The organism is Rhodococcus sp. 05-2254-2, from assembly GCF_002259095.1.
Taxonomy (GTDB): Bacteria; Actinomycetota; Actinomycetes; order Mycobacteriales; family Mycobacteriaceae; genus Rhodococcoides.
In genome coordinates this window covers 195,627-220,779 of record NZ_NOZJ01000009.1, presented here as the reverse complement: position 1 = coordinate 220,779, position 25,153 = coordinate 195,627, and the positions used below count along the sequence as shown (strand labels likewise).

Here is a 25,153-nt window from a genome sequence, read left to right as displayed (position 1 = left end):
CTAATCACTTCCGACGGTGACGAACCCCTGCTGAACCATCCAGTCCCGTGCGACGTCCGCAGGCTCGCGTCCGTCGATGTCGACCTGCTTGTTCAGCTCGGAAATGGCCTCGTTGGTCAACGCGGCCGAGATCGGTGCGGTCACCTCGGCGATCTCGGGGTACTGATCGGCGACCTCCTGGCGGATGATGACGGTTGCGTTGTAGCGCGGGAAGAACGACTTGTCGTCTTCGACGACCGCCAGATTCAGGCCCTTGATACGTCCGTCGGTGGTGAACACCTCACCGAATCGGCACTGAGCGCCCTCGGCCGTGGCCTGATAGATGACGCCGGTTTGCAGAATCTGCACCGGCAACGTGCTGGCGTCGAACCCGTAGGTGGCGGCGAGGCCTGGCAACCCGTCCTGACGACTGTTGAACTCGGTCTCCACACACAGTGCTGCCGCGGCGGGGTCGCTGTTCACCAGCGCCGCGTAGTCGGAGAGGGTGCGAACCCCGGTCTCCTGTGCAACCTGCTGATTCATCGCCAGCGCGTACGTGTTGTCCATCGGGGCCGGATTGACCCAATCGATGCCATTGGCCTTGTCGGCGTCGCGCACGGCCTCGAATTGCTCGGTGGCGTCGGGAATGGGGGTTTCGTTGCCCAGGAAGTTGATCCATCCGGTACCGGTGTACTCGTAGGCGACGTCCACCTGACCGCTCTGCATGGCCAGCCGCACACTTTGCGATCCGGCGATGTTGGTCAGATCCCGTACGTCGGCTCCGGCCGCGCTCAACGCGAATTCGAGGATGTAGCCGAGGATGATCTGCTCGGTGAAGTCCTTGGATCCCACGGTGAACTGGGCACCTTCGAGGCCGGGGAGCGGGGTGATGCTTCCCGGCTCGACCGACAACGGCATGGCACCGCCGGATTGCAATCCGCATCCCGAGAGCGCCAGGGTTGCCGCGGCGCACAGGGCCGCAAGTCGTCGAGTGGTGCGCCGCATCAGCGGAGTCCTTTCGGTCCGAGGAATGCCTCGGCGAGTGCGCCCAGCCAGTCGACCAGCAGTGCGAGAGCAACAGCAAGAACTGCTCCCACCACCAGAATGATCGGCTGGTTGAGCTTGTAGCCGGTATCGATCAACACGCCCAAACCGCCCGCTCCGACGAGGAAACTCAGGGTCGCGGTGCCCACAGCCAACACCAGCGAGGTCCGCAGACCCGCGAGAATGAACGGAACCGCGAGGGGAAACTCGATGCGCCGCAGGATGCCCATGTTCGACATGCCCTGCCCGCGTGCGGCATCGATGTAGTTCGGGTCCACCGTCTGGAAGCCCAGCATGGTGTTCCGCAGAACCGGGAGCAAAGAGTAGAACGCGATGGGCAGAACGCCCGCAGTGAATCCGGTCCATCCGGTGGCCAGGAACAACAGAACGAGCAGTCCGACGGCCGGCGCTGCCTGACCGATGTTGGCGATACCGATGAACAACGGAGCCAGCTTCCGATACCCGGGCCGCGTCAGCAGAATTCCGAGCGGCACCGCGATGGCGAGAACGAGTGCCGTCACGACGAACGTGATCGCCACGTGCTCGCGGACGGCGGTGGTGATGCTGCCGGCGTTGAGGGTGCCCGACTGGGTGGCGGTCAGGTCCCGGCTGAACGTGTAGACCAAGAGCACCGCCACTATGACGAGGATGACCACGGGCTGGATGAGTAGCCGGAGTCGCTCGGCCCGCTTGGCGGCGCGCGCGGTGTCCTTCGTGGTTTCGCCGGCGTCGGCGAGTGCGGTCACGACGGCGTCCCGACGTCGCTGCGCGCCTCGTCGTGATCGTTGGCGTGCTGAGACCGCAGGGATTTGATGGTGTCGATCAACACGTCGATCGTCACGGTGCCGACGTACTCGCCGCGGTTGCCGGTCACGGTGGCCGTCGCATTGCCCTCGGAGAGAAGAGCTTCCAGTGCGTCCTGCAGGGTGGACTGCGTCGAGACCATCTCGCCCATCGGCACACCCACATCGCGCAGGCTGCCGACCCCCACGAGGTGGCGGCGATCGGTCCAGCGAAGCGGCCGCTTGCGCGCGTCGAGGATGATTCCCCACGCCTCCGGATCGGAGCCGAGAGCGATGTTCATAGTCTCCACCGAGTCGTCCTCGCCGAAGACGGGAACGTCGGACAGTTCGATGTCGCGTACGCGCATCAGAGTCAGCTGCTTCAACGCGGCTCCGGCCCCGACGAATCCGGCGACGGTGTCGTCGGCGGGGTTGGCCAGAACGGCCTCGGGAGTGTCGTACTGGAGAATCGTCGATTGGTTTCCGAGCACCGCTATTCGATCACCGAGCTTGACGGCCTCGTCGAAATCGTGGGTCACGAACACGATGGTCTTGCCCAGTTCCGCCTGCAGCCGCATCAACTCGTCCTGCAACAGTCCTCGCGTGATCGGATCGACCGCGCCGAAGGGCTCGTCCATCAACAGCACCGGGGGATCGGCGGCGAGAGCGCGGGCGACGCCGACACGCTGCTGCTGGCCACCGGAGAGCTGACGCGGATAGCGCTGGCGGTACACGGCAGGGTCGAGCCCGACGAGATCGAGCATCTCGTCGGTGCGATCGTCGATGCGTTTCTTGTTCCATCCGATGAGCCCGGGCACCATGCCGACGTTCTGCGCGATCGTCATGTGCGGGAACAGACCCGCCTGCTGGATGGAATAGCCGATGGTGCGACGCAACTCGTTGGGGTCGATCGAGAGCGCATCCTTTCCACCGATCGTGATGCGGCCCGACGTCGGTTCGATGAGCCGATTGATCATGCGCATCGTCGTCGTCTTGCCGCAGCCCGAGGGCCCGACCAGAACGACGACCTCGCCGGCAGGAATCGTCATGGACACGTTGTCCACCGCGGCGAGCTTCTGCCCCGGGTAGCTCTTGGTCACGTTCTCGAGCACGATTTCCGCGCCGGAGACGTTGGATGTACGGGTCGAGTCACTCACGGATACCCCTCGAGGTGGTCAGTTTGCCGATCAACACGTAGATCCCGTCCAGGATCAACGCCAGCAGGACGATCAGGACAGTGCCGGTGAGGGCCTGCGGTAGGGCTGTGGGGCTTCCTACGCGAGCGAGCCCGGAGAACAACAGGTTGCCCAGGCCAGGGCCTTTCGCGTACGCAGCGATGGCCAGGATGCCCATGGCCATCTGTGTGCTGATCCGCATCCCGGTCAGAATCGACGGCCAGGCGAGAGGGATTTCGATGCGTCGCAGCACCAGCGTGCGACTCATTCCGATACCGCGGGCGGCGTCGGCGACAGCCGGATCGACTGCAGCGAGACCCACCACGGTGTTGCGAATGATCGGCAGCAGCGAATACAGAACCAACGCGGTCACCGTCGGCCGAACGCCCAATCCCATGATGGGGATGAGAACTCCCAGCAGCGCGAACGAGGGGATCGTCAGGATCGTGCTCGCGAGAGCCGTCGCGATCGCCGACCCAGCGGGGCTGCGGTAGACCAGAACACCGATCGCGACACCGATGACGGTGGCGATGACGACGCACTGAACGACGGCCGAGACGTGCAAATAGGAGTCGATCGCCAACTGCCTTCGCCGTCCGACGATGAATTCCCACAGTGCATCCATGCAGTTGCGTCCTCTGTTCGCCCGTAGCGGATAAATACCTTTACCCCGCGTACCGACAATCAAACGCCGACCGGTCTGAATTCTTCGTCGATTGCCGTAAGCGTTGCCGATCGGTTACTGCCCGGGAACGCAACAACGCCCGGCCGAAAGGATTCGGCCGGGCGTTGTCAGCGTGAAATCAGACGATCACACGTCGTAGTACAGCGAGAACTCGTACGGGTGCGGACGCAGGTTCACCGGAGCGATTTCCTGCTCGCGCTTGAGCGAGATCCAGGTCTCGATCAGGTCGGTGGTGAAGACGCCACCCTCGGTGAGGTAGTCGTGATCGGCCTCGAGCCGGTCGATCACGGCATTCAGCGAGGTAGGTGCCTGAGGAATGTTCTTGGCTTCCTCGGGCGGCAACTCGTAGAGATCCTTGTCGACCGGAGCCATCGGCTCGATCTTGTTCTTGATTCCGTCCAGACCCGCCATCATCTGAGCGGCGAAGTTCAGGTACGGGTTACCCGAGGAGTCCGGCGCACGGAACTCGAGGCGCTTGGCCTTCGGGTTGTTGCCGGTGATCGGGATACGCACAGCAGCGGAGCGGTTGCGCTGGCTGTAGACCAGGTTGATGGGGGCCTCGTAGCCCGGCACCAGACGGTGGTACGAGTTGATCGTCGGGTTGGTGAACGCCAGCAGCGACGGCGCGTGGTGCAGGATGCCGCCGATGTAGTGGCGAGCGAGATCCGACAGTCCGGCGTATCCGGCCTCGTCGTGGAAGAGAGGCTTGCCGTCCTTCCACAGGGACTGGTGCACGTGCATGCCCGAGCCGTTGTCGCCGAACAGCGGCTTCGGCATGAACGTCGCCGACTTGCCGTTCTGCCATGCGGTGTTCTTGACGATGTACTTGAACAGCTGCAGGTCGTCCGCTGCGCGAAGCAGCGTGTTGAACTTGTAGTTGATCTCCTGCTGGCCGCCGGTGCCGACCTCGTGGTGCGCACGCTCGAGCTCGAAGCCAGCGTTCTGCAGGTTGGTCGAGATCTGGTCGCGCAGGTCGACGTAGTGGTCGTACGGAGCGACGGGGAAGTAGCCACCCTTGAAACGCACCTTGTAACCGAGGTTCGGGCTGCCGTCGGCCTCGGTCTCGGCTCCGGTGTTCCACCAACCCGAGGACGAGTCGACCTCGTAGAACGCGCCGTTCGCCTGCGAATCGAAGCGCACGGAGTCGAAGATGTAGAACTCGGCCTCGGCACCGAAGTAAGCGGTGTCGGCGATGCCGGTGCTCGCCAAGTACTCCTCGGCCTTGCGTGCGACGTTGCGCGGGTCGCGGCTGTAGGCCTCACGCGTGAACGGGTCGTGAACGAAGAAGTCGATGTTCAGCGTCTTCGCATTGCGGAAGGGATCGACCTGAGCGGTGGCGTAGTCCGGAAGCAGAATCATGTCGGACTCGTGAATGGACTGGAAGCCGCGGACGGACGAGCCGTCGAACGCGAGGCCGTCTTCCAGTGTGTCTGCCGTGAACGCCTTGGCGGCGATCGAGAAGTGCTGCTGTGCACCCGGCAAATCCGTGAACCGGATGTCGACGTATTCGATTCCTTCATCTGCGATGAACTTGATGACCTCTTGGGCCGTGGAAAACGCCACGCTTTTGCTCCTTTGTTGAGTCCGTCGACCTGACGGTATGGACTTGGTGTTGCCCGCCCGTCAAGCTCGTGTTTCGCCCGTGTTACACGTCCTGGCTCACGACTGGCACGGACAACAGTACGTCCAGGTGTTTTCCCGTGTGCCCGACCGCGCCTATCCTTGGAATCATGGCACGAATGACAGGGTCCTGGTTGTCCGGACCGGCCTCGGCGAACCCACGTGAACCCCAGAACTTCCGTGGGGAGGAGTTGGGTCTGCCGCAGCAGGGCGTCGGATCGCTGGCAGGTACCGGACGCAGAGTCCTCGCGCTGGTGCTGGATTGGACGATGGCCACCGGCGTGGCGTCGCTGATTCTCGGCGGATACACCACCAGTGGCCTGATCTCGACGATCGTGCTGGCCGTGTGGTTCGGAGTGGGACTGGTGAGCGTCTCACTGTTCTCGTTCACCCCGGGGCAGTTCGTCGTCGGTGTTCAGGTGGCACGCATCGATGCCAACGCGCGGGTCGGCTTCGTCCGAGCCCTGGTGCGCCAGTTGATTCTGCTGTTCGTCGTCCCGGCCGTCGTGACCGACATGGACGGCCGAGGAATGCACGACCGCGCAACGGGAACAGCCCTGCTGCGGACCCGCTGAGGGGTCGTCGCACCAGGGCTGTTTCGAGTGGTCGTGAGTGCTAGCGGCGCTTCATGGTCCGCTGAACGCCCTTCATCTTGGCTCCGCCGGGAATGGGTCCCTTCGGCATCGCCGGGCCACCCTTGGTGCCGAGTGCGGACAGCCGCGACTCGATGGTGTCCATGCGCTTGCCGTCGATGTTCTTCGGCAACTTCGACAGGTACTTCTGCAGACCCGACAGCGGAATCTGGTTCTCCTCGTTGCCGACGATGATGTCGTAGATCGGAGTGTCGCCCACCAAGCGGGCGGTCTTCTTCTTCTCCTGAGCCAACAACGACTTCACGCGGTGCGGAGCACCCTCGGCCACGAGGATGACACCGGGCTTGCCGATCACACGATGCACGGCGTCGAGGTGGGTGGTTCCGGCGATCGCGTTGGTCACCCGCCACGACCCCTGCAGATTGTCCAGGGCCCACGCGGCCGCTCCGGCCTGGCCGTCGGCCTTCTTGTACACCGACTTCTGCACGCGGCGACCGAAGATGATGAACGCAACCAGGACTCCCAGGAGCAGTCCGATGGGGAGCAGGAACCACTGGAAACCGAAGGCCAGGCCGATGAGGAATCCGAGGAGCCCCAGCCCGACCACCGACCCGATCATCAGCGGCAGGAGAACCTTGTCGTCCTTGCGCTGCATCTGAAACGCCTGCCAGAGCTGCTTGCGCCGTTCCCTCGATGCCTGCTTGCGCGCCGCCTTGGCAGCCGCTTTTGCTTCCTTGCTGGGCTTTGCTGCTTTGCCAGCCTTACTGCCGTTCGCCATACCTCACAGGATACGTCCTGTGCCGACGCTCACTCGCACCGCTCCGGATTGGGAACGACGATCAGCGCGCGGCCAGACGAGCCATCAACGAGCTGGCCTCCTGAGAGGCCTCGCCACCATCGGTCAGGTGGCTCATGCTCTCGGGCAATTCACGGCCGTGATGCGCCATGGCCTGTGCGTAGAGGCGTCCGGCGCGGTACGAGGAGCGGACCAACGGACCGGCCAGCACACCGGCGAACCCGATCTCGGTGGCGTAATCGGAGTGCTCGACGAACTCTTCCGGCTTGACCCAACGCTCGACCGGGTGGTGGCGCGGCGACGGGCGCAGGTACTGGGTGATGGTCAGGATGTCGCAACCGGCCTCGTGCAGGTCACGAATGGCTTCCTGCACCTCTTCCGGGGTCTCACCCATGCCGAGGATCAGATTCGACTTGGTGACCAGACCGTCGTCGCGGGCCGCGGTGATGACGTCCATCGACCGCTGGTACCGGAAGGCGGGGCGGATGCGCTTGAAGATGCGCGGCACCGTCTCGACGTTGTGCGCCAACACCTCGGGACGGGAGGAGAACACCTCGGCCAGCTGATCCGGCTTGGCGTTGAAATCCGGGATCAACAGCTCGACGCCGGTGTTGGGGTTCAGCTTCTTGATGTACCGCACCGTCTCGGCGTACAGCCACGCGCCACCGTCCTCGAGATCGTCCCGAGCAACGCCGGTGATCGTGGAGTAGCGCAGACCCATGGCCTGCACGCTCTCGGCCACCCGGCGCGGCTCGTCTCGATCGAGGTCTTCCGGCTTGCCGGTGTCGATCTGACAGAAATCGCAACGGCGGGTGCATTGCTCACCGCCGATGAGGAAGGTCGCTTCGCGATCTTCCCAGCATTCGTAGATATTGGGGCAGCCGGCTTCCTCGCACACCGTGTGCAGACCTTCACGCTTCACAAGACCCTTGAGCTCGGTGTATTCCGGGCCCATCTTCGCTTTGGTCTTGATCCAGTTGGGTTTGCGTTCGATGGGGGTCTCCGCGTTTCGGATCTCGAGGCGGAGCAGCTTGCGTCCTTCTGGGGCCACAGTCACAGAATCGATGCTACGCGCCGAAGCGAACCGTGGTGAACTGCGGGTTGATCGACGCACTCGTGACGGCCGGATGTTCGATCTCGTGATCCTCCACGCGCATCGACCCGTCCAGCGCGGCCCGAACGGCCTCGGTGACAGCAGCGGTGACCTCGCCGACGGTGACGTCTCGGCCCAGCTCCAGCGACAGCGACGTCACACCAGCATCGGCGATGCCACACGGGACGATCGCATCGAAGCCCGTCATGGCGGCGTTGCAGTTCAGTGAGAAACCGTGCAGCGTCACCCCACGCTGAACGCGTACTCCGATGGCAGCGATCTTGCGTTCGGGAAGCCACGCGCCGTCGCGCATCTCGGCCGCCAACCACACTCCCGATCGGCCGTCGACGCGTCCGCAGGCGATGCCGTACCCGGACACGACGGAGATCAGAGCTTCCTCGATCCGGCGCACGTACTTGACGACGTCGATCGGCTGCTCGAGCTTCACGATGGGATAACCCACCAGTTGGCCCGGACCGTGCCAGGTGATCTTGCCGCCACGATCGACCTCGACGACGGGAGTGCCGTCCCGCGGCATGTCTTCCTCGGCAGTGCGCCGACCTGCCGTGTAGACGGATGGATGTTCGAGCAGCAGCAGCGTGTCGGATCCGACACCGTCCGCCCGGGCACCGGCCAGCTCGCGCTGCAGTGCCCAGGCCTCGGTGTACTCGACGGTGCCCAACTCGCGCACCACCATCGGTTCGGAGCTCGCGCGCGCCGACACTGCGGCCGACGAAGAGTTCGCATCACTCATGAATCGGAACGGTACGCCGCGTCAGGAGCCGACGGCCACCCGCAGTGCCTCTCCCACGGTGTTGTGCTCGAAGGTGTAGCCCGCGTCCTCCAGAGCCTTCGGAATTGCCCGTGGCCCGGTGAGAATGGCCTCCTCGGCGAATTCTCCGATCACCGCCTTCAGTGCGAAGCCGGGGACGACCCAGGGGGCCGGACGGTGCACCGCGCGCGACATCGCACTGTTGAACTGCGCGTTGGTCACCGGAGTGGGACCGACCATGTTGACCGGGCCACGCAGGGAGTCGTTCTCGATGCCGTGGACGATGGCGCCGATCTCGTCCTCGAGAGAAATCCACGGGAAGTACTGGCGGCCACTGCCGAGCCGCCCGCCGAGGGCGAACAGATACAGCGGCCGAAGCTTGCCCAACATGCCGCCACGCTGCGACAGCACGACACCGCTGCGCAGCATGATCGTGCGAACACCCGCGTCCGACGCCGCAGACGTGGCGTTCTCCCAATCACGACAGACCTCGGCAAGGAACCCCTCACCGACCGGAGCCGTCTCGTCGACCACCCGATCGCCCGTGTCGCCGTAGAAGTTGACGCCACTCGCGTTGATCAGAGTGGGCACACCCGCGTCGGCGGCAGCCCCGGCGAGTACTTCGGTGGGAGCGATGCGGCTGTCCCGCACCAACTGCTTGTACGCACCGGACCATCTCTTGTCACCGATTCCGACACCACAGAGGTTGACGATCGCGTCGGCTCCGTCGAGCGCGGCCGCATCGACGCTTCCGCGCGATGGATCCCACTGCGACTCGTCGGGTCCGGCCGGTGATCTCCGAACCAGGCGGGTGACGTCGTGGCTACGGCCCCGCAGCGCTGCGACCAGGGCCGTGCCGATCAAACCTGATGAACCTGCAATGACTACGCGCATGTGAACGAAAGCCTCCTTGACGCAAACGGGGCATCATTCGCGAACGAATGATGCCCCGGATGCACGGTTCGTGCCCCTCTTTTCGAGACTCCGATGCGAATGTTTCGCGCTCTCACCAGAATACGTGAGAGTCGCGATTCGCCGGTTGCCTACAGGCCGAGATCGGCCTCGAACGACGCCACTTCGAGACGCTGCTTGATCGTCGTGAGGAAGCGTCCCGCATCGGCTCCGTCCACCAGGCGGTGGTCGTAGGTGAGCGGCAGGTAGCACATCGAGCGAACACCGATCGACTCGTTGCCCGAGTCGTCCTTGACGACGACCGGACGCTTGACGATTGCGCCCGTGCCCAGCATGGCGGCCTGCGGCGGAACCAGGATCGGGGTGTCGAACAATGCACCCTGGCTGCCGATGTTGGTGATCGTGAACGTGCCACCGGACAGCTCGTCGGGCTTGAGCCCACCCGAGCGTGCACGGGTGGCGATGTCGTTGATCGCCCGAGCCAGCCCGGCGAGCGACAGGTCGCCCGCATTGTGGATGACGGGGGAGAGCAGACCCTGCTCGGTGTCCACGGCGATACCGAGGTGGACATCGGCGTGGTACGTGATCTCCTTGGCTTCCTCGTTGATGCTCGCGTTGACGTTGGGGTGCGCCTTCAGAGCTTCGACGACGGCCTTCGCGAAGAACGGCAGGTACGTCAGGTTGACGCCCTCGTTCTCGGCGAACTTCGCCTTCGCCTTCGTCCGCAGACCGGCGATCTTGGTGACGTCCACCTCGAAGGTCTGGGTGAGCTGTGCAGAGGTCTGCAGCGACTCACGCGTCTTCTTCGCGGTGATCTGCCGGATCCGGTTGATCTTCTGCGTGGTGCCACGAAGATGCGCGAGCTCGGGACGAACACCGGCCGTGGCCGGCGCAGCGGGCTTGGCGGCCGCGGCGGGCGCAGCCTCGGCGGCCGGAGCAGCCGGAGCCTTCTTGGCCTCGGCAGCAGCGAGCACATCCTGCTTGCGGATGCGTCCACCGACACCGGTGCCCTTGACCGTCGAGAGGTCGACATCGTTGTCCGACGCCAGCTTCCGAACCAACGGCGTGACGTACGGGCTGGAATCACCCGACGGTGCCGACTCCTTGGCGGGAGCAGCCTTCGGAGCCTCCTGCTTGGGCTCGGCCTTGGGTTCGGGCTTCGGTTCGGCCTTCGGGGCTTCCTGCTTGGGAGCCTCCTTCTTGGGCTCTTCCTTCTTCGGCTCTTCGGCCTTGGGGGCTTCGGGCTCCGGGGTGGCCTCGGGCTCGGGGGCCTTCTCGGCCGGCGATCCCGATCCGATGACGGCGAGCTGGCCACCGACGGCGACCGTGTCGTCTTCCTCGGCGGAGATCTCGAGCAGAGTTCCGGCGACCGGAGACGGGATCTCGGTGTCGACCTTGTCGGTGGAGACCTCGAGCAGTGGTTCGTCGACAGCAACCTCGTCGCCGACGGCCTTGAGCCAACGGGTCACGGTGCCCTCGGTGACGGACTCGCCCAACTCGGGCATCGTCACCGGGGTGCCTGATCCGGACGAGTCGGACGATGCACTCGCTGCGGGTGCCTCCTCCTCGGCCTGTGGCTCGGGCTCGGCTGCGGGAGTGGGCTCCTCGGCAGCTTCCTCGGGTGCCGACTCCTCAGCGGGCGCAGCTTCCTCGGCCGGCGCGTCGGACGAGGGAGCCTCGCCTGCGTCACCGATCTGGGCGAGCTCGCCACCGATCTCGACGGTGTCGTCTTCCTGAGCGACGATCTTGGTCAGAACACCGGCTGCAGGCGACGGGATCTCGGTATCGACCTTGTCCGTGGAGACTTCGAGCAATGGCTCGTCGACTTCGACGGTGTCGCCTTCTTGTTTGAGCCACCTCGTGACAGTTCCCTCGGTGACGCTCTCACCAAGAGCTGGCATCTGGACGGAGAAGGCCATGTCTGTTGACTCCTCGACAGTTGTGTGCGGGTGATGTGGTTCGACGACTCGTGGTCGCAGACCATTGTGCTGGCGGAACAGGGTTCATGGACGAGAGTTGCGTGATTCGGTTCGACGGAGGCGCCGGTGCACAGAACACCGATCGAGCGTGTTCGGCTCGACACAGCGCCCACGTAGACACTCCCTCTCGGCAATTCACTTACTCACTTCACGAGCCTTGGTTCACTATCAAGAGAGCTGAACCCTCTAATGTCATCCTTCCATTGTTATCGCCTCGCCGTTCCCCTAGGGCGCGGAAACACGCCTGGCAAACTGGCGGGTAACAACATTCCGGCACCCGAACCGGTGATTCATCGGCCGTACGAAAAGGATGTTCTCGTGGGATTGTTCGATCGACTCAAACGAAGCGGCGGGTCCGCGAAACGTGGCCCCGAGGGGTCGGTTGCCCAGTACCTGGCCGATTGGACGGCCGCTCGAATCGGTGTCGAGGCCTACGTCGAGCCGAAGACGACGGTGACCCCGCTGACGGTGGTGCTCATCGCGAACGACGGCGAGTGGACCCGTCGGCCGCTGGATGAAAAATATGCACGAAAGATCGGACGCGACCTGAAGATGCCGGTCTACGACGTGCGCAAGACCGGCTACCCCCAGCGCATGCGCGATCACGACGCTCGCCAGAAGATCATCAAGAAGCGCGAACAGCAGCAGCGCGATCTCTGACCGAAATCCGTGCGTGCAGATTTCGATCCGCACGCACGGACTGTGCCATCAGCCGTTCTCGACGATGTCCTCGAGGACCGCGAACATCGTCCGTACCGGAACGCCGGTGCCGCCCTTGCCGGTGTACCCGAAGGGCCCGCCGGTGTTGTACGCCGGTCCCGCGACGTCGATGTGAGCCCATTCGACGCCCTCGGGGACGAACTCCTTCAAGAACAGCGCAGCGGCCAGCATTCCACCGGCGCGGCCGTTGGTGACGTTCGCCAGATCGGCCACCTTGGAATCGAGTTCACGTCGGATCTCTTTCGGCAACGGCATCGGCCACGCGTTCTCGCCGATGGCCTGAGAGATTTCGGCGACGCGGTCGCGGAAGTCCTCGGTGCCCATGACTCCTGGCGTCCGATTGCCGAGCGCGACCACCTGGGCCCCGGTCAGTGTCGCGGTGTCGATGAGGTAATCCGGATCGTCCTCGCAGGCACGCACGATCGCGTCGGCCAACACCAAGCGGCCTTCGGCGTCGGTGTTGATGACCTCCACGGTGATGCCGCCGTACTGGGTCAGTACGTCGCCCGGACGCTGCGCTGTGCCCGACGGCATGTTCTCGGCCATCGGCACCGTCGCGACGACGTCGAGCGGCAGATCGACCTTGGCGGCCAGGATCACCGTCGCGATGACCGCAGCCGCACCGCCCATGTCCGAGGTCATGTTCTCCATGCCCGCAGCGGGTTTGATGGAGATGCCGCCGGTGTCGAACGTGATGCCTTTGCCCACCAGGGCGACCTTCTTCGCGCCCCGCTTGCCGCCCGAGTGAGTCAGGCGAACCAGTCGGGGCAGGCGTGAAGAACCCTTGCCGACGCCGTAGATGCCGCCGTAGCCGTCCTTCTCCAGTGTCTTGTCGTCGAGGATCTCGACCTTCAGGCCTGCAGCCGTACCCAGCGCCTTCGCCTGCGCCGCGAACTCCTCAGGGTAGAGGTGACTCGGCGGAGTATTGACGAAATCACGTGCTACAGCAACGGATTCGGCAATGGCGATCGAGCGTGCCAGCTCGTTCTTCGCTTCCTTCGAGCGCGTGTCGGGCACGAGCAACTCGACGCGGGCGAGGGGAAGACCGTCCGCCTTCGGGGCCGAGAGCGAGGACTTGAACGCGGTGAACTGATACGCGCCGAGGAAGAACCCCTCCGCGGTCGCACCGAGATCGAGTGCCGACAACGTGGTCGCCACCGTATCGACGGCCTTCAGTGCACGAGCCGCGGTTCCGGCGGACTGCCGGATGCGCTCGCTGTCGATGTCGGCTGCGCTACCGAGGCCGACGGCCAACACGCTGTCCACGGACAGGCCGGCCGGTGCCGGAATGCGCACCAGTTCATCGGCCTTGCCGGTGGCACCGACGGACTCGAAGGAATCGAGCAGCGCAGCAGCGACGGCGTCGTCGGAGATGTCGTCGGTGATGGCGAGCTCGAGGCCGTCGTCGCTGGTACTCAGCGCGACGACGAGAACGTCGACTTTCTTACCGAGCTTGCCCGCGAGGACCAGGTCGGGTCCGAGAGTGCGGGAAGGCGTCGAGGGTGAAGGCACGTGGCTGCTCCTGTAGGGGTTGACGTGTACGTACCTCGATCCTAATGACGACTCGTCGAGGGACGCAGTCGGTCTGCCGGGCCCGCGACGGCCGCGATGTGAGCTAGCGTGACCGCCATGACCGACACCGAGCTGATCGAGGGACCACTTCACGCCGTGCACACCGAATTGGGTGCGACATTCGCACCTTTCGGCGGCTGGACCATGCCGGTGTCGTACGCCGGGGTCGTCGTCGAACACACGGCAGTGCGAGAGGCCGTGGGTCTGTTCGATGTCGGGCATCTCGGCAAGGCGTCGGTGACCGGACCCGGAGCCGCTGCGTTCGTGAACTCCGTTCTCACCAACGATCTGAACCGAATAGAACCGGGCAAGGCGCAGTACACGCTGTGCTGCACCGAATCCGGCGGCGTCGTCGACGACCTGATCGCATACTACGTCTCGGACGAGGATGTCTTTCTGGTGCCGAACGCGGCGAACACGGCGGCCGTCGTCGCGGCGATGGCCGAGCAGGCACCCGACGGGATTTCGGTGGTGAACCAGCACCGTGAGTTCGGAGTCCTGGCCGTGCAGGGACCGAAATCGACCGAGGTTCTTCAGGAACTGGGCCTGCCGACCGACATGGACTACATGGCGTTCGAGGACGCCACCTGGAATTCGGTTGCGGTGCGAGTCTGCCGAACCGGATACACCGGCGAGCACGGCTACGAACTGGTTCCACCCGCGGGCGACGTGGAACCGCTCTTCCGGGCGCTGATGGCAGCAGTGCGGTCTCGTGGGGGACAGGTGTGCGGGCTCGGAGCGCGCGACACACTGCGCACCGAGATGGGTTACCCGTTGCACGGACACGAACTGGCACTGGACATCTCGCCTCTCGAGGCGCGCTGCGGCTGGGCTATCGGGTGGAAGAAGGATGCGTTCTGGGGCAAGGAAGCCTTGTCCTCGGAGAAGGAGAGCGGACCGGCGCGTGTGCTGCGTGGACTGAGGGCTCTCGATCGCGGTGTCCTGCGCCCGGGCCTTGCCGTCAAGGCATCGGGACAGCAGATCGGAACGACGACGTCCGGCACGTTCTCGCCGTCGCTGAAGATCGGAATCGCCCTCGCCCTGCTCGACGCGGAGGCCGCTCCTGCGGTGGGCTCGGAGGTCGAAGTCGACGTTCGTGGGCGAGCGTTGCGCTGCGAAGTGGTCGCGCCGCCCTTCGTCGCAGTGAAGACCAGGTGACCGCGCGAGAGCTCGGTGGCCGTGACGATAGGATCTCGGGCATGACAGGTGTCTCCGAATTCACGTACGTGCAGCATCCCTCGCCCGCTACGCCCGCCGTGCGCGACGCGGTGCTCGCTGCACCCGGTTTCGGAAAACATTTCACCGATCACATGGTGTACATCGACTACACCCGTGACGGCGGATGGCACGATGCCACGATCGCGCCGTACGGTCCGATCGAGCTCGACCCCGCCGCGATGGTCTTGCACTACGGCCAGGCCATCTTCGAGGGACTCAAGATCTACCGTCAGCCGAACGGCGACCTCTCGACCTTCCGGGTGCACTCCAACGCCGAGCGCTTCCGCTCCTCGGCTCGCCGTCTGGCGATGCCGGAGTTGCCCGACGAGCTGTTCATCGGATCGATCGAGAAGCTGCTCGAACTCGACCACGACTGGGTCCCCGCGGCAGGCGGCGAGGACGCGCTCTACGTCCGGCCGTACATGTTCTCCACCGAAGCCGGACTCGGTGTCCGCCCGGCCGATTCGTACCGCTACATGTTGATCGCCTCTCCCGCAGGTGCGTACTTCCCCAGAGGCGTCAAGCCGGTGAGCGTCTGGCTGTCGACCGAATACGTCCGGGCGGCACCGGGCGGCACCGGAGACGCGAAGTTCGCGGGCAACTACGCCGCATCTCTGCTGGCGCAGGCACAGGCCAGCGATGAAGGATGCGATCAGGTGGTCTGGCTCGATGCCATCGAGCGCCGGTACGTCGAGGAGATGGGCGGGATGAACCTGTTCTTCGTCTTCGGCTCGGGCTCCGACGCACGACTGGTGACGCCGTCGCTGTCCGGGTCACTGCTCCCCGGCATCACTCGTGACTCGCTGCTGGCCCTGGCGACCGACGCAGGCATCCCCGTCGAAGAGCGTCGGATCTCCACCGAGGAGTGGCGAAAGGGGGCCGACTCCGGCGAGATCACCGAGGTGTTCGCTTGCGGCACAGCAGCGGTCATCACACCGGTGGGTAGCGTCAAGTCCACCGAGGGGGCGTTCGAGATCGCAGGCGGCGAGCCCGGCGAGATCACGCTCGCACTGCGCGACACGCTCACCGGCATTCAGCGCGGCACGTTTGCCGATACGCACGGCTGGATGACCACGCTCCGCTAGCTTCCCAGAAGCAGGCCGACCGCGGCCAGCGCGGTGGTGGTCTCGATTCCGGCTCCGAGCACGTCGCCGGAGAGCCCGCCGAAGCGTCGCACGCAGTGGCGAGTGAGAATTACTGCGACGGCGAGTACGGCGATGACCACCAGGGGGCCCTGCCACGGGCGGTCGGGATGTGCGAACACCGAGATCGCCACTGCGACAACCACCCACAGCGCTGGTGCCATGTTCGACTGCGTGCCCGCGACGAGAGCGCCGAAACCGTTCGGCGACGACGCGTCCGTACCCCGGCGGCAGGCCAGGACCACCGACACCCGGCTGATCACCGGCAGAACTGCAATGGCCCACCACAGCTGTTGGTGCGCGAGCTGGCCCAGGCTCGCGGCCTGTACTGCCAGAACGAGTGCGATGGTCGCAACTCCGAACGGCCCCGCACTGCCGGACTTCATGACTTCTCGCGCGCGCTCGGGAGGTCCGTAGCAGCCCAGTCCGTCCGCGGTGTCGGCCAAGCCGTCCAGATGCATGCCGCGAGTGAGCAATGCCGAGGCCGCGACGGCTAGCAGTCCGCCGAGGAGAGGCGTCAGGCCCGCCGTGATCGACACCCACAGAACGATCGCGCTGATGCTGCCGAGGGCGATACCGACGACTGGAGCGAGCGCTATCGCGCGCCCGGCGGAGTCCCTGTCGACCTCGTCGGGGCCGCGCACGGGAAGCACCGTCAGCCAGGAGAACGCGAGCACCAGTGAATCGGCTGGGCTGCGCACAGTCAGTGGTCTTCGGCGGTGCTGCGGTCTTCGGCAGTGCTGCGGGCTTCGCTGTCGCCGGTACTGACACCGGAGTCGACGAAGGTTGCCATCGAATTGAGGGTGCCGACACCCGCACGAACCAGAGGCAACGCCGCCAGCGCTCCCGAACCTTCGCCCAGTCGCATCCCGAGCTCCACGATCGGTTCGAGACGCAAGTGCCGCAACGCAAGTGAATGGGCAGGCTCGGCCGAGCGATGCCCGGCAACCCACCAGTTGCGTGCTCCGGCCGCCGCGTCCTCGGCCACCAATGCGGCCGCGGTCACCACCAGGCCGTCCAGAATCACCGGGGTTCGCCGATGCGCTGCCTGTGCCAGAAAGCCGGCGAGGGCCGCGATGTCGGCACCGCCCGCGACTCGCAGCAGATCGGTGGGGTTCTTCGCGACCGGCCGGGCTCGACGCATCGCGTCCCGGATCGCTGCAGTCTTCCTGATCCACCCCGCGTCGTCGATTCCGGTGCCGCGGCCGACGGCGGCAACCGGCTCGGTATCGGTCAGGGTGGCGATCAATACCGTTGCCGGAGTGGTGTTTCCGATACCCATATCGCCTGCGATGAGGAGATCTGCCCCGCCGTCGACCTCTTCGTCGGCGATGGCGGCTCCAGCGGCGATCGCGGCCTGAACCTCGTCCTCGGTGAGTGCATCCTCGCGGTCGATCGAGCCACTGGACCGTCGAATCTTGAACGCGGACACCGAAGAATCCGTATCGGCGTCGACCGCGATGTCGACAACCCGAACCGCGGCACCGGCGATGGCCGCGAGTACGTTGACCGCTGCGCCGCCGGCGCGGATGTTCGCGACCATCTGAGCCGTCACCTCGCGAGGGTAGGCAGAGACCCCGTGTGCGGCCACGCCGTGATCGCCGGCGAAGACGACGACACGCACTCGTTCGAGAGACCGCGGCGGGCAGGCGTCCTGGCAGGCGGCGATCCACTCACCGAGCGCCTCGAGGCGACCGAGGCTTCCGGCAGGCTTGGTCAATTCCTGTTGCCGGTCGGCGGCGGCCGATCGAGCCGAGTCCGACGGAGCTGTCACCGGACGAAACGGCGACGACGCCGAATCCTCTTCCGAAAGAATTGTCACACTGTGCCTTTCGCGGTGATGAAGTCCGCCGGAGGGTCTTTGAGGGTCAGCGCGAGTCCTGCGACGACCAGCAGAACCCTGTCACATACTGCCGCGAGCCGAGAATTGAGCAAGCCCAGCTCGTCTCGGAAGAGGCGACCGGAACGGGATTCGGGCACCACGGACAAGCCGACTTCGGGGCTGACGAGCACAAGGTGGGACGGGCAGTCCGCGACTGCTCGAACCAGATCGTCGACAGCCGGTGCGATCGTGCCGCGGGGGAGCTCCCAGGCCTGTGCATCGTCGAGCATTCCCGTCAGCCACGTTCCCAGATCGTCGACGACGGTGGTGCCGTCCCACGGCTGCGTCACGACACCGGACAGAGACGTGACGGTTTCGACGGTGGACCAGTGTGTCGGTCTCGACGCACGGTGACGCTCGATACGAAGCTGCCAGTCCTCGTCGGTGGCGTCCCGCCGACCGGTCGCGAGGTAGCGAACCGGCTCGAGAACGGCAAGCGATTCCGCGTGCCCGGACTTCCCGGATCTGGCTCCACCGAGCACGAGGGTTCGTCTCGGTTCACCCACCGACGTCAGACGGCCTCGCCGGCGCTGACTCGTGGCTTGGGCGCGCGCATCTTGCGGATCTGGGACGCACGGACGAAGGCGTACCACCCGATCCTGAAACCGCCGTCGGTGGTCTCGGGGAACCGCACCCGGATCTTGTTGTTGATCATCTTGCCGAGGTAGATGCCCTCGCCGACCATGAAGAGCATCATCACGAACATGCCGAGGGTGACGTACTGCTGCACCTGCGGCTGCAGGAACAACGCGAAGATCAGGATCAACGCCAGCGGCATGAAGAGGCCGACGAGGTTGCGTCGTGCATCGACGATGTCGCGTACGTAGGCGCGCACCGGACCCTTGTCGCGGGGGAGCAGATACTTGTCTTCGCCCGCCAGCATCCGTGCGCGTCGTTCGGCTGCGGCGGCGCGTCGCTCGTTGGAGGCGGCCTTGCGATCTTCTTTGCTGCCCTTGTTCGCCTTGCGGCGCTCGCGTGCCTCTTTGCTCGTCAGAGGAGCAGGAGCAACCGGTCCGCGACGCCGAGCTTCGGCATCACGGCGCTTGGGAGTCGGCCGGCCCTTGCCGAGAGACACCGAAGGGGTCGCGTCGCTCCCGGCCGTCGTCGACTCGGATTCGTTCGAGTCGTTTCCGTCCGAATTGTCAGAGTTTCCACGGCGTAGCAGCTTCACGCACTCAGAGTATGGGATGGCCCGTTGCCCACGAACACCGGCCAGGTCAGCGGCGAAACAGCGGATGCCGTTCCGGCGCGGCAGCCCTAGACTTCCGACGATGCGAGTGATGATTGCGCCGGATTCGTTCGGAGACACCTTGACTGCCGCGGCCGCGGCCGACGCCATCGCCAGGGGATGGGCCTCGGTTCGTGAGACCGACGAACTCGAACTCGCGCCCCAATCCGACGGCGGCCCAGGGTTCGTCGAGGTCCTGGCCTCGCGCATCGGCACCGTGCAGACCGCAGACGTGGACGGGCCCCTCGGCAACCCGGTCCGAGCCCACTGGCTGCTCGACGGTACGGCGGCGTACATCGAATCGGCTCAGGCCTGCGGACTGCATCTTCTCGACGGCCCGCCCACTCCACTGTCAGCACTGAAGGCGAGCAGCTACGGCGTCGGTCAGCTGCTCGACGCCGCTCTCGACGCCGGGGCGCGAACGGTGTTCGTCGGGCTCGGCGGAAGCAGCTGCAGCGACGGCGGGCGCGCGATGATTCGTGCGCTGGGCGGACTCGGATCGGCGGTCGCACGATTGTCGGGCATCGACCTCGTCGCCGCGTCGGACGTGGAGAACCCGCTGCTGGGTGACGCCGGTGCGGCCCGCGTGTTCGGTCCACAGAAAGGTGCCGACGCAGACACCGTCGCTCGGCTGGAGGAGTCGAACACCGATTGGGCTGCAGTGCTCTCTGCCGCCGGCTACGACGTGGCAGACCGACCGGGAGCCGGAGCCGCAGGAGGTCTGGGGGCGGCACTGTTCGCACTCGGTGGCAGGCAGCTACCCGGTGCCGTCGTGGTGGCCGAACGAACCGGCCAGCAGGAACTGCTCGACTCCGTCGACCTGGTGCTGACCGGTGAGGGCAAATTCGACTCGCAATCGCTGCGCGGCAAGCTGGTGACCAGAATCGCTGCCGCGGGCGGCGCGACAGGCATCGACACGATCGTGCTCGCGGGGCAGGTCACGTTGTCGAAGGACGAACTGGAGTCGGCGGGCATCTCGGCTGCGCACTCGATCAGTGAGTTCGCGGGTTCGGTCGAGCTGGCGATGTCGGATGCGGCCAATCAGCTCGAACAGTTGGCCGCGCGCGTCGCGGCCGACGTGGTCGACACCGGTGTGCAAGGGAGGCGGCGAGCGTGAGGAATAGAGCTACCGGGAGTACGGTTGAGTCATTCACGGGTTGTACGACTGATAGGGAGAACCCATGACCGTTTCGAATGAGACCGCAACGACCGAAACCACGGCACACAAGGTCACCATGACGGAGACCGCGTCGACCAAGGCCAAGGCGCTGCTGGATCAAGAAGGCCGTGACGACCTCGCGCTGCGCATCGCCGTGCAGCCGGGTGGTTGCGCAGGACTGCGCTACCAGCTCTTCTTCGACGACCGAAGCCTCGACGGCGACCTCGCGGTCGACTTCAACGGCGTCACCCTCGCAGTTGACCGGATGAGCGCTCCCTACGTGGAGGGTGCATCCATCGACTTCGTGGACACGATCGAGAAGCAGGGCTTCACGATCGACAACCCGAACGCCACGGGATCGTGCGCGTGCGGCGACTCGTTCAACTGAGCTGACTCGTACTCGACTGTGACCGGTACACGCATGCGTGTACCGGTCACAGTCGTGTCTGCCCGTCGACTCCACAGCATCTACGAACCGAAAGGCCTTCCTTCGTGACACTCGCGGTATCCGGCTCGATAGCGACCGACCATCTGATGCGATTCTCCGGACGGTTCGCCGAGCAGATCGTCGCCGATCAGCTCTCGAACATCTCGTTGAGCTTTCTGGTGGACGATCTGGTCATTCGCAAGGGAGGCGTCGGCGGAAACATCGCGTACGCACTCGGAGTTCTCGGCGGCGCGCCGCTGCTCGTCGGGGCCGTGGGACCGGACTTCGCCGAGTACCGGACCTGGCTCGAAGAGCACGGCGTCGACTGCAGTGGTGTGAGAGTGTCCGCTACCGCACACACTGCCCGCTTCGTCTGCACCACGGACGAGGACATGGCGCAGATCGCGTCGTTCTACCCCGGAGCGATGAGCGAGGCCCGTGACATCTCCATCGAGGCACTCGCAGCGCAGCACGCGATGGACCTGGTTCTGATCGGTGCCAACGACCCCGACGCGATGACGGCGCACACGGCGCAGTGCCGCGCTGCAGGCATCCCGTTCGCGGCAGACCCGTCGCAGCAGCTCGCTCGGCTCGACGCCGCGCAGGCAACCGACTTGATCGACGGTGCCGCGTACCTGTTCACCAACGAGTACGAATGGGCGCTCCTCAAGCAGAAGACCGGCATGTCCGACGCTGACATCGCCGACAAGGTGGATCTGCGCGTCACCACCCTGGGCAAGCGGGGCGTGGACATCGTCGAAAAGGGTGGTGTGCACACCCATATCGGTGTCGTGCCGGAGACGAGCAAGGTCGATCCGACCGGTGTCGGCGACGGCTTCCGAGCAGGTTTCCTCACCGCCCACATGGCCGGAGCCAGCATCGAACGTGCAGCGCAACTCGGTTCGCTCGTGGCCGTGCTGGTGCTCGAGACCACCGGCACTCAGGAGTGGGAACTCAACCGCGACGACGCGATCAAGCGTCTGACCTCTGCCTACGGTGCCGAAGCGGGCGAGGAGATCGGGGCATTGCTCCCCGCCTGATCGAGGTTGTTCGTTCGCCCACCGGATCAATGTGGCTTTGTTGCACTCTGCGCGACCGAAAGTCGCATTGATCCGGCGGGGACGGTCGGCCAGGTCAGATGTTGACCGGATACTCCGGTTCGGCGATCTGCGGCACGATGCGCTTCTCGACGAAGATGCCGTGCCACACCATGAAGATCAGCAGCGTCCACAGTCGACGGCTGTGATCGGACTTGCCGGCGCGGTGATCGTCGAGCATCGCCATGACGGCGGCCTTGTTCAGCAGGTGATCGGTCTGCGAGTCGGCGATCTGCTGGTGCGCCCAATCGAAGAGTTCCGGTCCGCGCAGCCAATGGCGCAGTGGCACAGGGAATCCCAGCTTGGCGCGATGCAGTACATGACCGGGAACGATTCCCTCCAGCGCCTGACGCAGAGCGTACTTGGTGGTGCTCTTGGTGATCTTCTGGTCGAGCGGGAGCTTCTCGGCGACCTTGTAGACCTCGGAGTCGAGGAACGGAACGCGCAACTCGAGAGAGTTGGCCATGGTGATCTTGTCGGCCTTGACCAGGATGTCGCCGCGCAACCAGGTGAACAGATCCAGATGCTGCATGCGAGCCACCGGATCCCATCCCTGCGACTGCGCGTAGATCGGCGCGGTGACGTCCTGATGGGTCCACTCGGATCGGAACTCGCGCAACACCGATCGCAACTGCGCGTCGTTGAAACTGCGTGCGTTGCCGTAGTAACGCTCTTCGAGAGTCATGGATCCACGGTTGAGCAGGCTCTTGCCGCGAGTGCCCTCGGGGATTCGCTCGCTCAACGAGCCGGCCGCACGTCGAAGGAAGGCGGGGAGCGACTCGAACGGCTTCAACGACAGCGGTTCGCGGTAGATGGTGTAGCCGCCGAACAACTCGTCCGCGCCTTCGCCGGAGAGCACGACCTTGACGTGCTTGCGGGCTTCCTTGGCGACGAAGTACAGCGGCACCAACGCGGGGTCGGCCACTGGATCGTCCAGATACCAGACGATCTCGGGGATGGACGCCGCGAACTCCTCGGGTCCGACGACCTTCACGATGTGCCGAGCACCGATTGCCGCGGCCGACTCCGCTGCCACGTCCACCTCGGAGTAGCCGTCGCGCTCGAATCCGGTGGTGAACGTGATCAGGTCGGGATTGTGACGGATCGCCAGAGCTGCGATGGCCGTCGAATCGATTCCGCCCGAGAGGAAGGAGCCGACCGTGACGTCGGCGCGCATGTGTTTGGCAACCGAGTCTTCGAGTGCCTCGGCGATTTCCTGGTACCGCGCCTTCTCGCTACCGGGTGCGAAGGGCTGAACCGGGAACTTCGGGGTGAAGTAGCGAGTGACCTTCGGCGGCGTGCCGGGTGACAGCGTGGCGTAACAACCGGATTCGAGCCGCCGAACGCCTGCGTGCAGGGTTTCGGGCTCGGGGACGTACTGCAGCACCGTGTAGTGCTCGATGGCGCGCGGATCGAGATCGGTGCCGACGCCGAGCAGATCCATCAGCTCGAGCACGCTCTTCTTCTCGCTACCGAACGCGGTGCCTCCGGGACCGGTGGCCAGGAACAGCGGCTTGATGCCGAAGGGATCGCGTGCAACGAACATCTCGCGCGTTTCGGTGTCCCAGATGGCGAAGGCGAACATTCCTCGCAGACGCTGCACGGCGGCAGCGCCCCAGTAGTGGAATGCCGCAACGATCGACTCGCTGTCACCTTCGGTGGCGAATTCTGCCCCGTGATCGCGCGCGAGCTCCGCACGCAACTCGAGGTAGTTGTAGATCTCGCCGTTGAACACCAGTGCGTACCGGTTCGGCGACTCGGGCGGACCCCACCGCATCGGCTGGTGCGAGTGTTCGATGTCGATGAACGAGAGTCGATTGAAGCCGTAGACGACGTCGTCATCGTGCCAGGTGCCACCGGGCTCGTCCGGGCCACGATGGCGCATGCAGTGAGTCGCCGAGCTCACCAGCTCGACGCCGGCGGCGGTCGTTCCGTGAGATGTCAGTACTCCGAGCAGTCCACACACAGCGTCTGCTACCTCTTCTCGCAGTTGGGGACAATGCCGGGGGCCGGATCTCCGCGTGTCGTCAGCGGGACGGTCGATCAGCAACCGAGTATGCCGCAGACACGCTCGAACCTAGGTAACGACCCAAGGGTGGCTCCGCGTCAGCTTTGGTCTACGCTGCGTAGTACTCGGGCATCTCCATGTGGAAGCCCTTATTCTTCAGTGGTGGGCAATCAGGAAGGCGTGAACGTGGCGCATAGTCGGATCCTTCGGCGAGCGGGGCTGACAGCATTTCTCGGTGTAGCCGCGTTGATGCTGTCGGGCTGTTCCATCAGCAGCGACAACGTACTCAATTTCGGTTTCGCCTCGGGCGTCACCCCGCAGGGGCGACGCATCGGCGACCTGTGGACGTGGTCGGTCATTGCCGCCCTGGTCATGGGCATCATCGTGTGGGTTCTGATCTTCTGGGTGGTGCTGTTCCACCGTAAGAAGAAGAGCTCACCGGAGTTCCCTCGCCAGACGGCCTACAACGTTCCGCTCGAGTTGTTCTACACGGCGGTTCCGTTCGTGATCATCGCCGTCCTGTTCTACTTCACCGTCGTGGTGCAGAACTACGTCGACGAGAAGCAGGCCGATCCCGATGTCCAGGTGGATGTCACGGCTTACCAGTGGAACTGGAAGTTCGGCTACCGCACCATCGACCTCAAGGACGGTGCCGCCAAGTACGAGGGCACCGACGAGGAGGAGCAGGCTGCCGCCGAGGCCGCTGCCACTCCGGGCGAAGGTGCCGAGGGCAGCGAGGACGGCGAGTTCGTTCCGGGACCGATCAACGGAGCATCCACGCAGGATCTGTCGTACCTGCACTACAACAAGATCGAAACGGTCGGCTCCAGCGAAGAGATCCCGGTCCTGGTTCTGCCGACCGGTAAGCGCATCGAATTCGTGCTCGCGTCCTCGGACGTCATCCACGGATTCTGGGTTCCGGAATTCCTGTTCAAGCGTGACGTTCTCCCGAACCCCGAGGAGAACCACTCCGACAACGTCTTCCAGATCAGCGAAATCGAACGCGAAGGCTCGTTCGTCGGACGGTGCACCGAAATGTGCGGCACCTTCCACTCGATGATGAACTTCGAGGTTCGTGCCGTGTCTCCAGAGCGGTTCGAGCAGTACATCGAGCTGCGCAAGCCTCTGTCCGAAGGCGGAGACGCGCTGACCAACGCGCAGGCACTCGAAGCCATCGGCGAAAGCCCCCTCGCAACGAGCACCGCTCCGTTCTCGACCGACCGCACCCTCCGCACAGCCGCTGTCGCTGAAGGCAACTGACCAAGGAAGC

The 25,153-nt window shown here is 64.9% G+C and carries 24 protein-coding genes; 8 read left to right on the top strand and 16 right to left on the bottom strand.

Features of this window, described 5'->3' with window-relative positions:
- From CH283_RS15655 to glnA, 5 genes are all read right to left on the bottom strand, one after another.
- The gene (locus tag CH283_RS15655) at window positions 1-984 is read right to left on the bottom strand and encodes a glycine betaine ABC transporter substrate-binding protein (RefSeq protein WP_094640151.1); all 984 of its coding nucleotides are present in this window, start codon (window positions 982-984) and stop codon (window positions 1-3) included.
- Complete coding sequence (locus CH283_RS15650; RefSeq protein ID WP_094640150.1) at window positions 984-1,769, bottom strand: ABC transporter permease; 786 nt, start codon at window positions 1,767-1,769, stop codon at window positions 984-986. The genes CH283_RS15655 and CH283_RS15650 overlap by 1 nt, the downstream gene beginning before the upstream one ends.
- The gene (locus tag CH283_RS15645; protein ID WP_094640149.1) at window positions 1,766-2,962 is read right to left on the bottom strand and encodes an ABC transporter ATP-binding protein; all 1,197 of its coding nucleotides are present in this window, start codon (window positions 2,960-2,962) and stop codon (window positions 1,766-1,768) included. Before CH283_RS15645 ends, CH283_RS15650 begins: the two co-directional genes overlap by 4 nt.
- Entirely contained in the window at window positions 2,955-3,605 is a 651-nt protein-coding gene (locus CH283_RS15640) for an ABC transporter permease (RefSeq protein WP_037192916.1), read from the bottom strand. Before CH283_RS15640 ends, CH283_RS15645 begins: the two co-directional genes overlap by 8 nt.
- Before the next feature lie 186 nt (window positions 3,606-3,791).
- Window positions 3,792-5,228 (bottom strand): type I glutamate--ammonia ligase, encoded by a 1,437-nt coding sequence (gene glnA, locus CH283_RS15635; RefSeq protein ID WP_032368128.1) that lies wholly within the window; start codon window positions 5,226-5,228, stop codon window positions 3,792-3,794.
- Window positions 5,229-5,395: 167 nt separating this feature from the next.
- On the opposite strand from glnA, the gene CH283_RS15630 reads away from it, so the two are divergent.
- Window positions 5,396-5,860 carry an RDD family protein gene (locus CH283_RS15630; protein ID WP_068052146.1) on the top strand — a complete coding sequence of 155 codons (465 nt, stop codon included), beginning with the start codon at window positions 5,396-5,398 and terminating at the stop codon, window positions 5,858-5,860.
- A 40-nt stretch (window positions 5,861-5,900) separates the two neighbouring features.
- Here CH283_RS15630 and CH283_RS15625 read toward each other — a convergent pair whose 3' ends face one another.
- The 5 genes from CH283_RS15625 to sucB all read right to left on the bottom strand — a co-directional run bounded on the left by CH283_RS15625 (window position 5,901) and on the right by sucB (window position 11,370).
- Window positions 5,901-6,656 carry a DUF4191 domain-containing protein gene (locus CH283_RS15625; protein WP_094640148.1) on the bottom strand — a complete coding sequence of 252 codons (756 nt, stop codon included), beginning with the start codon at window positions 6,654-6,656 and terminating at the stop codon, window positions 5,901-5,903.
- Between the two features lie 61 nt (window positions 6,657-6,717).
- Window positions 6,718-7,731 (bottom strand): lipoyl synthase, encoded by a 1,014-nt coding sequence (lipA, locus tag CH283_RS15620; protein WP_176459221.1) that lies wholly within the window; start codon window positions 7,729-7,731, stop codon window positions 6,718-6,720.
- A gap of 10 nt (window positions 7,732-7,741) precedes the next feature.
- Complete coding sequence (gene lipB / locus CH283_RS15615) at window positions 7,742-8,521, bottom strand: lipoyl(octanoyl) transferase LipB (protein ID WP_094640147.1); 780 nt, start codon at window positions 8,519-8,521, stop codon at window positions 7,742-7,744.
- 21 nt (window positions 8,522-8,542) lie between these two features.
- The gene (locus tag CH283_RS15610) at window positions 8,543-9,433 is read right to left on the bottom strand and encodes a TIGR01777 family oxidoreductase (protein ID WP_068052143.1); all 891 of its coding nucleotides are present in this window, start codon (window positions 9,431-9,433) and stop codon (window positions 8,543-8,545) included.
- A gap of 149 nt (window positions 9,434-9,582) precedes the next feature.
- Window positions 9,583-11,370 carry a 2-oxoglutarate dehydrogenase, E2 component, dihydrolipoamide succinyltransferase gene (gene sucB, locus CH283_RS15605; RefSeq protein WP_094640146.1) on the bottom strand — a complete coding sequence of 596 codons (1,788 nt, stop codon included), beginning with the start codon at window positions 11,368-11,370 and terminating at the stop codon, window positions 9,583-9,585.
- Between the two features lie 378 nt (window positions 11,371-11,748).
- Here sucB and CH283_RS15600 point away from each other — a divergent pair, with 378 nt between their 5' ends.
- Complete coding sequence (locus tag CH283_RS15600; protein WP_094640404.1) at window positions 11,749-12,090, top strand: oxidoreductase; 342 nt, start codon at window positions 11,749-11,751, stop codon at window positions 12,088-12,090.
- A gap of 48 nt (window positions 12,091-12,138) precedes the next feature.
- Here the strand turns inward: CH283_RS15600 and CH283_RS15595 are convergent, their stop codons facing one another.
- On the bottom strand, window positions 12,139-13,662 hold the full coding sequence (locus tag CH283_RS15595) for a leucyl aminopeptidase (RefSeq protein ID WP_094640145.1): 1,524 nt from the start codon (window positions 13,660-13,662) through the stop codon (window positions 12,139-12,141).
- 117 nt (window positions 13,663-13,779) lie between these two features.
- Between CH283_RS15595 and gcvT the strand changes: the two genes are divergently transcribed.
- The gene (gcvT, locus tag CH283_RS15590) at window positions 13,780-14,880 is read left to right on the top strand and encodes a glycine cleavage system aminomethyltransferase GcvT (protein WP_094640403.1); all 1,101 of its coding nucleotides are present in this window, start codon (window positions 13,780-13,782) and stop codon (window positions 14,878-14,880) included.
- 41 nt (window positions 14,881-14,921) lie between these two features.
- The gene (locus CH283_RS15585; protein ID WP_094640402.1) at window positions 14,922-16,025 is read left to right on the top strand and encodes a branched-chain amino acid aminotransferase; all 1,104 of its coding nucleotides are present in this window, start codon (window positions 14,922-14,924) and stop codon (window positions 16,023-16,025) included.
- Here the strand turns inward: CH283_RS15585 and CH283_RS15580 are convergent.
- The 4 genes from CH283_RS15580 to CH283_RS15565 are packed head-to-tail and all read right to left on the bottom strand — an operon-like array spanning window position 16,022 to window position 19,135.
- Window positions 16,022-16,783 (bottom strand): adenosylcobinamide-GDP ribazoletransferase, encoded by a 762-nt coding sequence (locus CH283_RS15580; RefSeq protein WP_094640144.1) that lies wholly within the window; start codon window positions 16,781-16,783, stop codon window positions 16,022-16,024. The two genes, CH283_RS15585 and CH283_RS15580, sit on opposite strands and share 4 nt — an antisense overlap.
- A 2-nt stretch (window positions 16,784-16,785) precedes the next feature.
- The gene (cobT, locus tag CH283_RS15575; protein ID WP_094640143.1) at window positions 16,786-17,904 is read right to left on the bottom strand and encodes a nicotinate-nucleotide--dimethylbenzimidazole phosphoribosyltransferase; all 1,119 of its coding nucleotides are present in this window, start codon (window positions 17,902-17,904) and stop codon (window positions 16,786-16,788) included.
- Entirely contained in the window at window positions 17,901-18,470 is a 570-nt protein-coding gene (cobU, locus tag CH283_RS15570) for a bifunctional adenosylcobinamide kinase/adenosylcobinamide-phosphate guanylyltransferase (protein ID WP_094640142.1), read from the bottom strand. Before cobU ends, cobT begins: the two co-directional genes overlap by 4 nt.
- 5 nt (window positions 18,471-18,475) lie before the next feature.
- Entirely contained in the window at window positions 18,476-19,135 is a 660-nt protein-coding gene (locus CH283_RS15565) for a DUF3043 domain-containing protein (protein ID WP_068052118.1), read from the bottom strand.
- A 100-nt stretch (window positions 19,136-19,235) separates the two neighbouring features.
- Between CH283_RS15565 and CH283_RS15560 the strand changes: the two genes are divergently transcribed.
- The 3 genes from CH283_RS15560 to CH283_RS15550 all read left to right on the top strand — a co-directional run bounded on the left by CH283_RS15560 (window position 19,236) and on the right by CH283_RS15550 (window position 21,818).
- Window positions 19,236-20,309: a glycerate kinase family protein gene (locus tag CH283_RS15560; RefSeq protein WP_094640141.1), complete on the top strand. Its 1,074-nt coding sequence runs from the start codon at window positions 19,236-19,238 to the stop codon at window positions 20,307-20,309.
- A gap of 64 nt (window positions 20,310-20,373) precedes the next feature.
- The gene (locus CH283_RS15555; RefSeq protein WP_068052114.1) at window positions 20,374-20,739 is read left to right on the top strand and encodes a HesB/IscA family protein; all 366 of its coding nucleotides are present in this window, start codon (window positions 20,374-20,376) and stop codon (window positions 20,737-20,739) included.
- Window positions 20,740-20,843: 104 nt separating this feature from the next.
- The gene (locus CH283_RS15550) at window positions 20,844-21,818 is read left to right on the top strand and encodes a carbohydrate kinase family protein (protein WP_094640140.1); all 975 of its coding nucleotides are present in this window, start codon (window positions 20,844-20,846) and stop codon (window positions 21,816-21,818) included.
- A gap of 94 nt (window positions 21,819-21,912) precedes the next feature.
- Here CH283_RS15550 and asnB read toward each other — a convergent pair whose 3' ends face one another.
- Window positions 21,913-23,841 carry an asparagine synthase (glutamine-hydrolyzing) gene (gene asnB / locus CH283_RS15545; protein WP_094640139.1) on the bottom strand — a complete coding sequence of 643 codons (1,929 nt, stop codon included), beginning with the start codon at window positions 23,839-23,841 and terminating at the stop codon, window positions 21,913-21,915.
- A 222-nt stretch (window positions 23,842-24,063) separates the two neighbouring features.
- Between asnB and ctaC the strand changes: the two genes are divergently transcribed.
- A complete protein-coding gene (ctaC, locus tag CH283_RS15540) occupies window positions 24,064-25,143 on the top strand; it encodes an aa3-type cytochrome oxidase subunit II (protein ID WP_068052110.1) in 1,080 nt (359 codons plus the stop codon).
- Window positions 25,144-25,153: the final 10 nt, after the last annotated feature.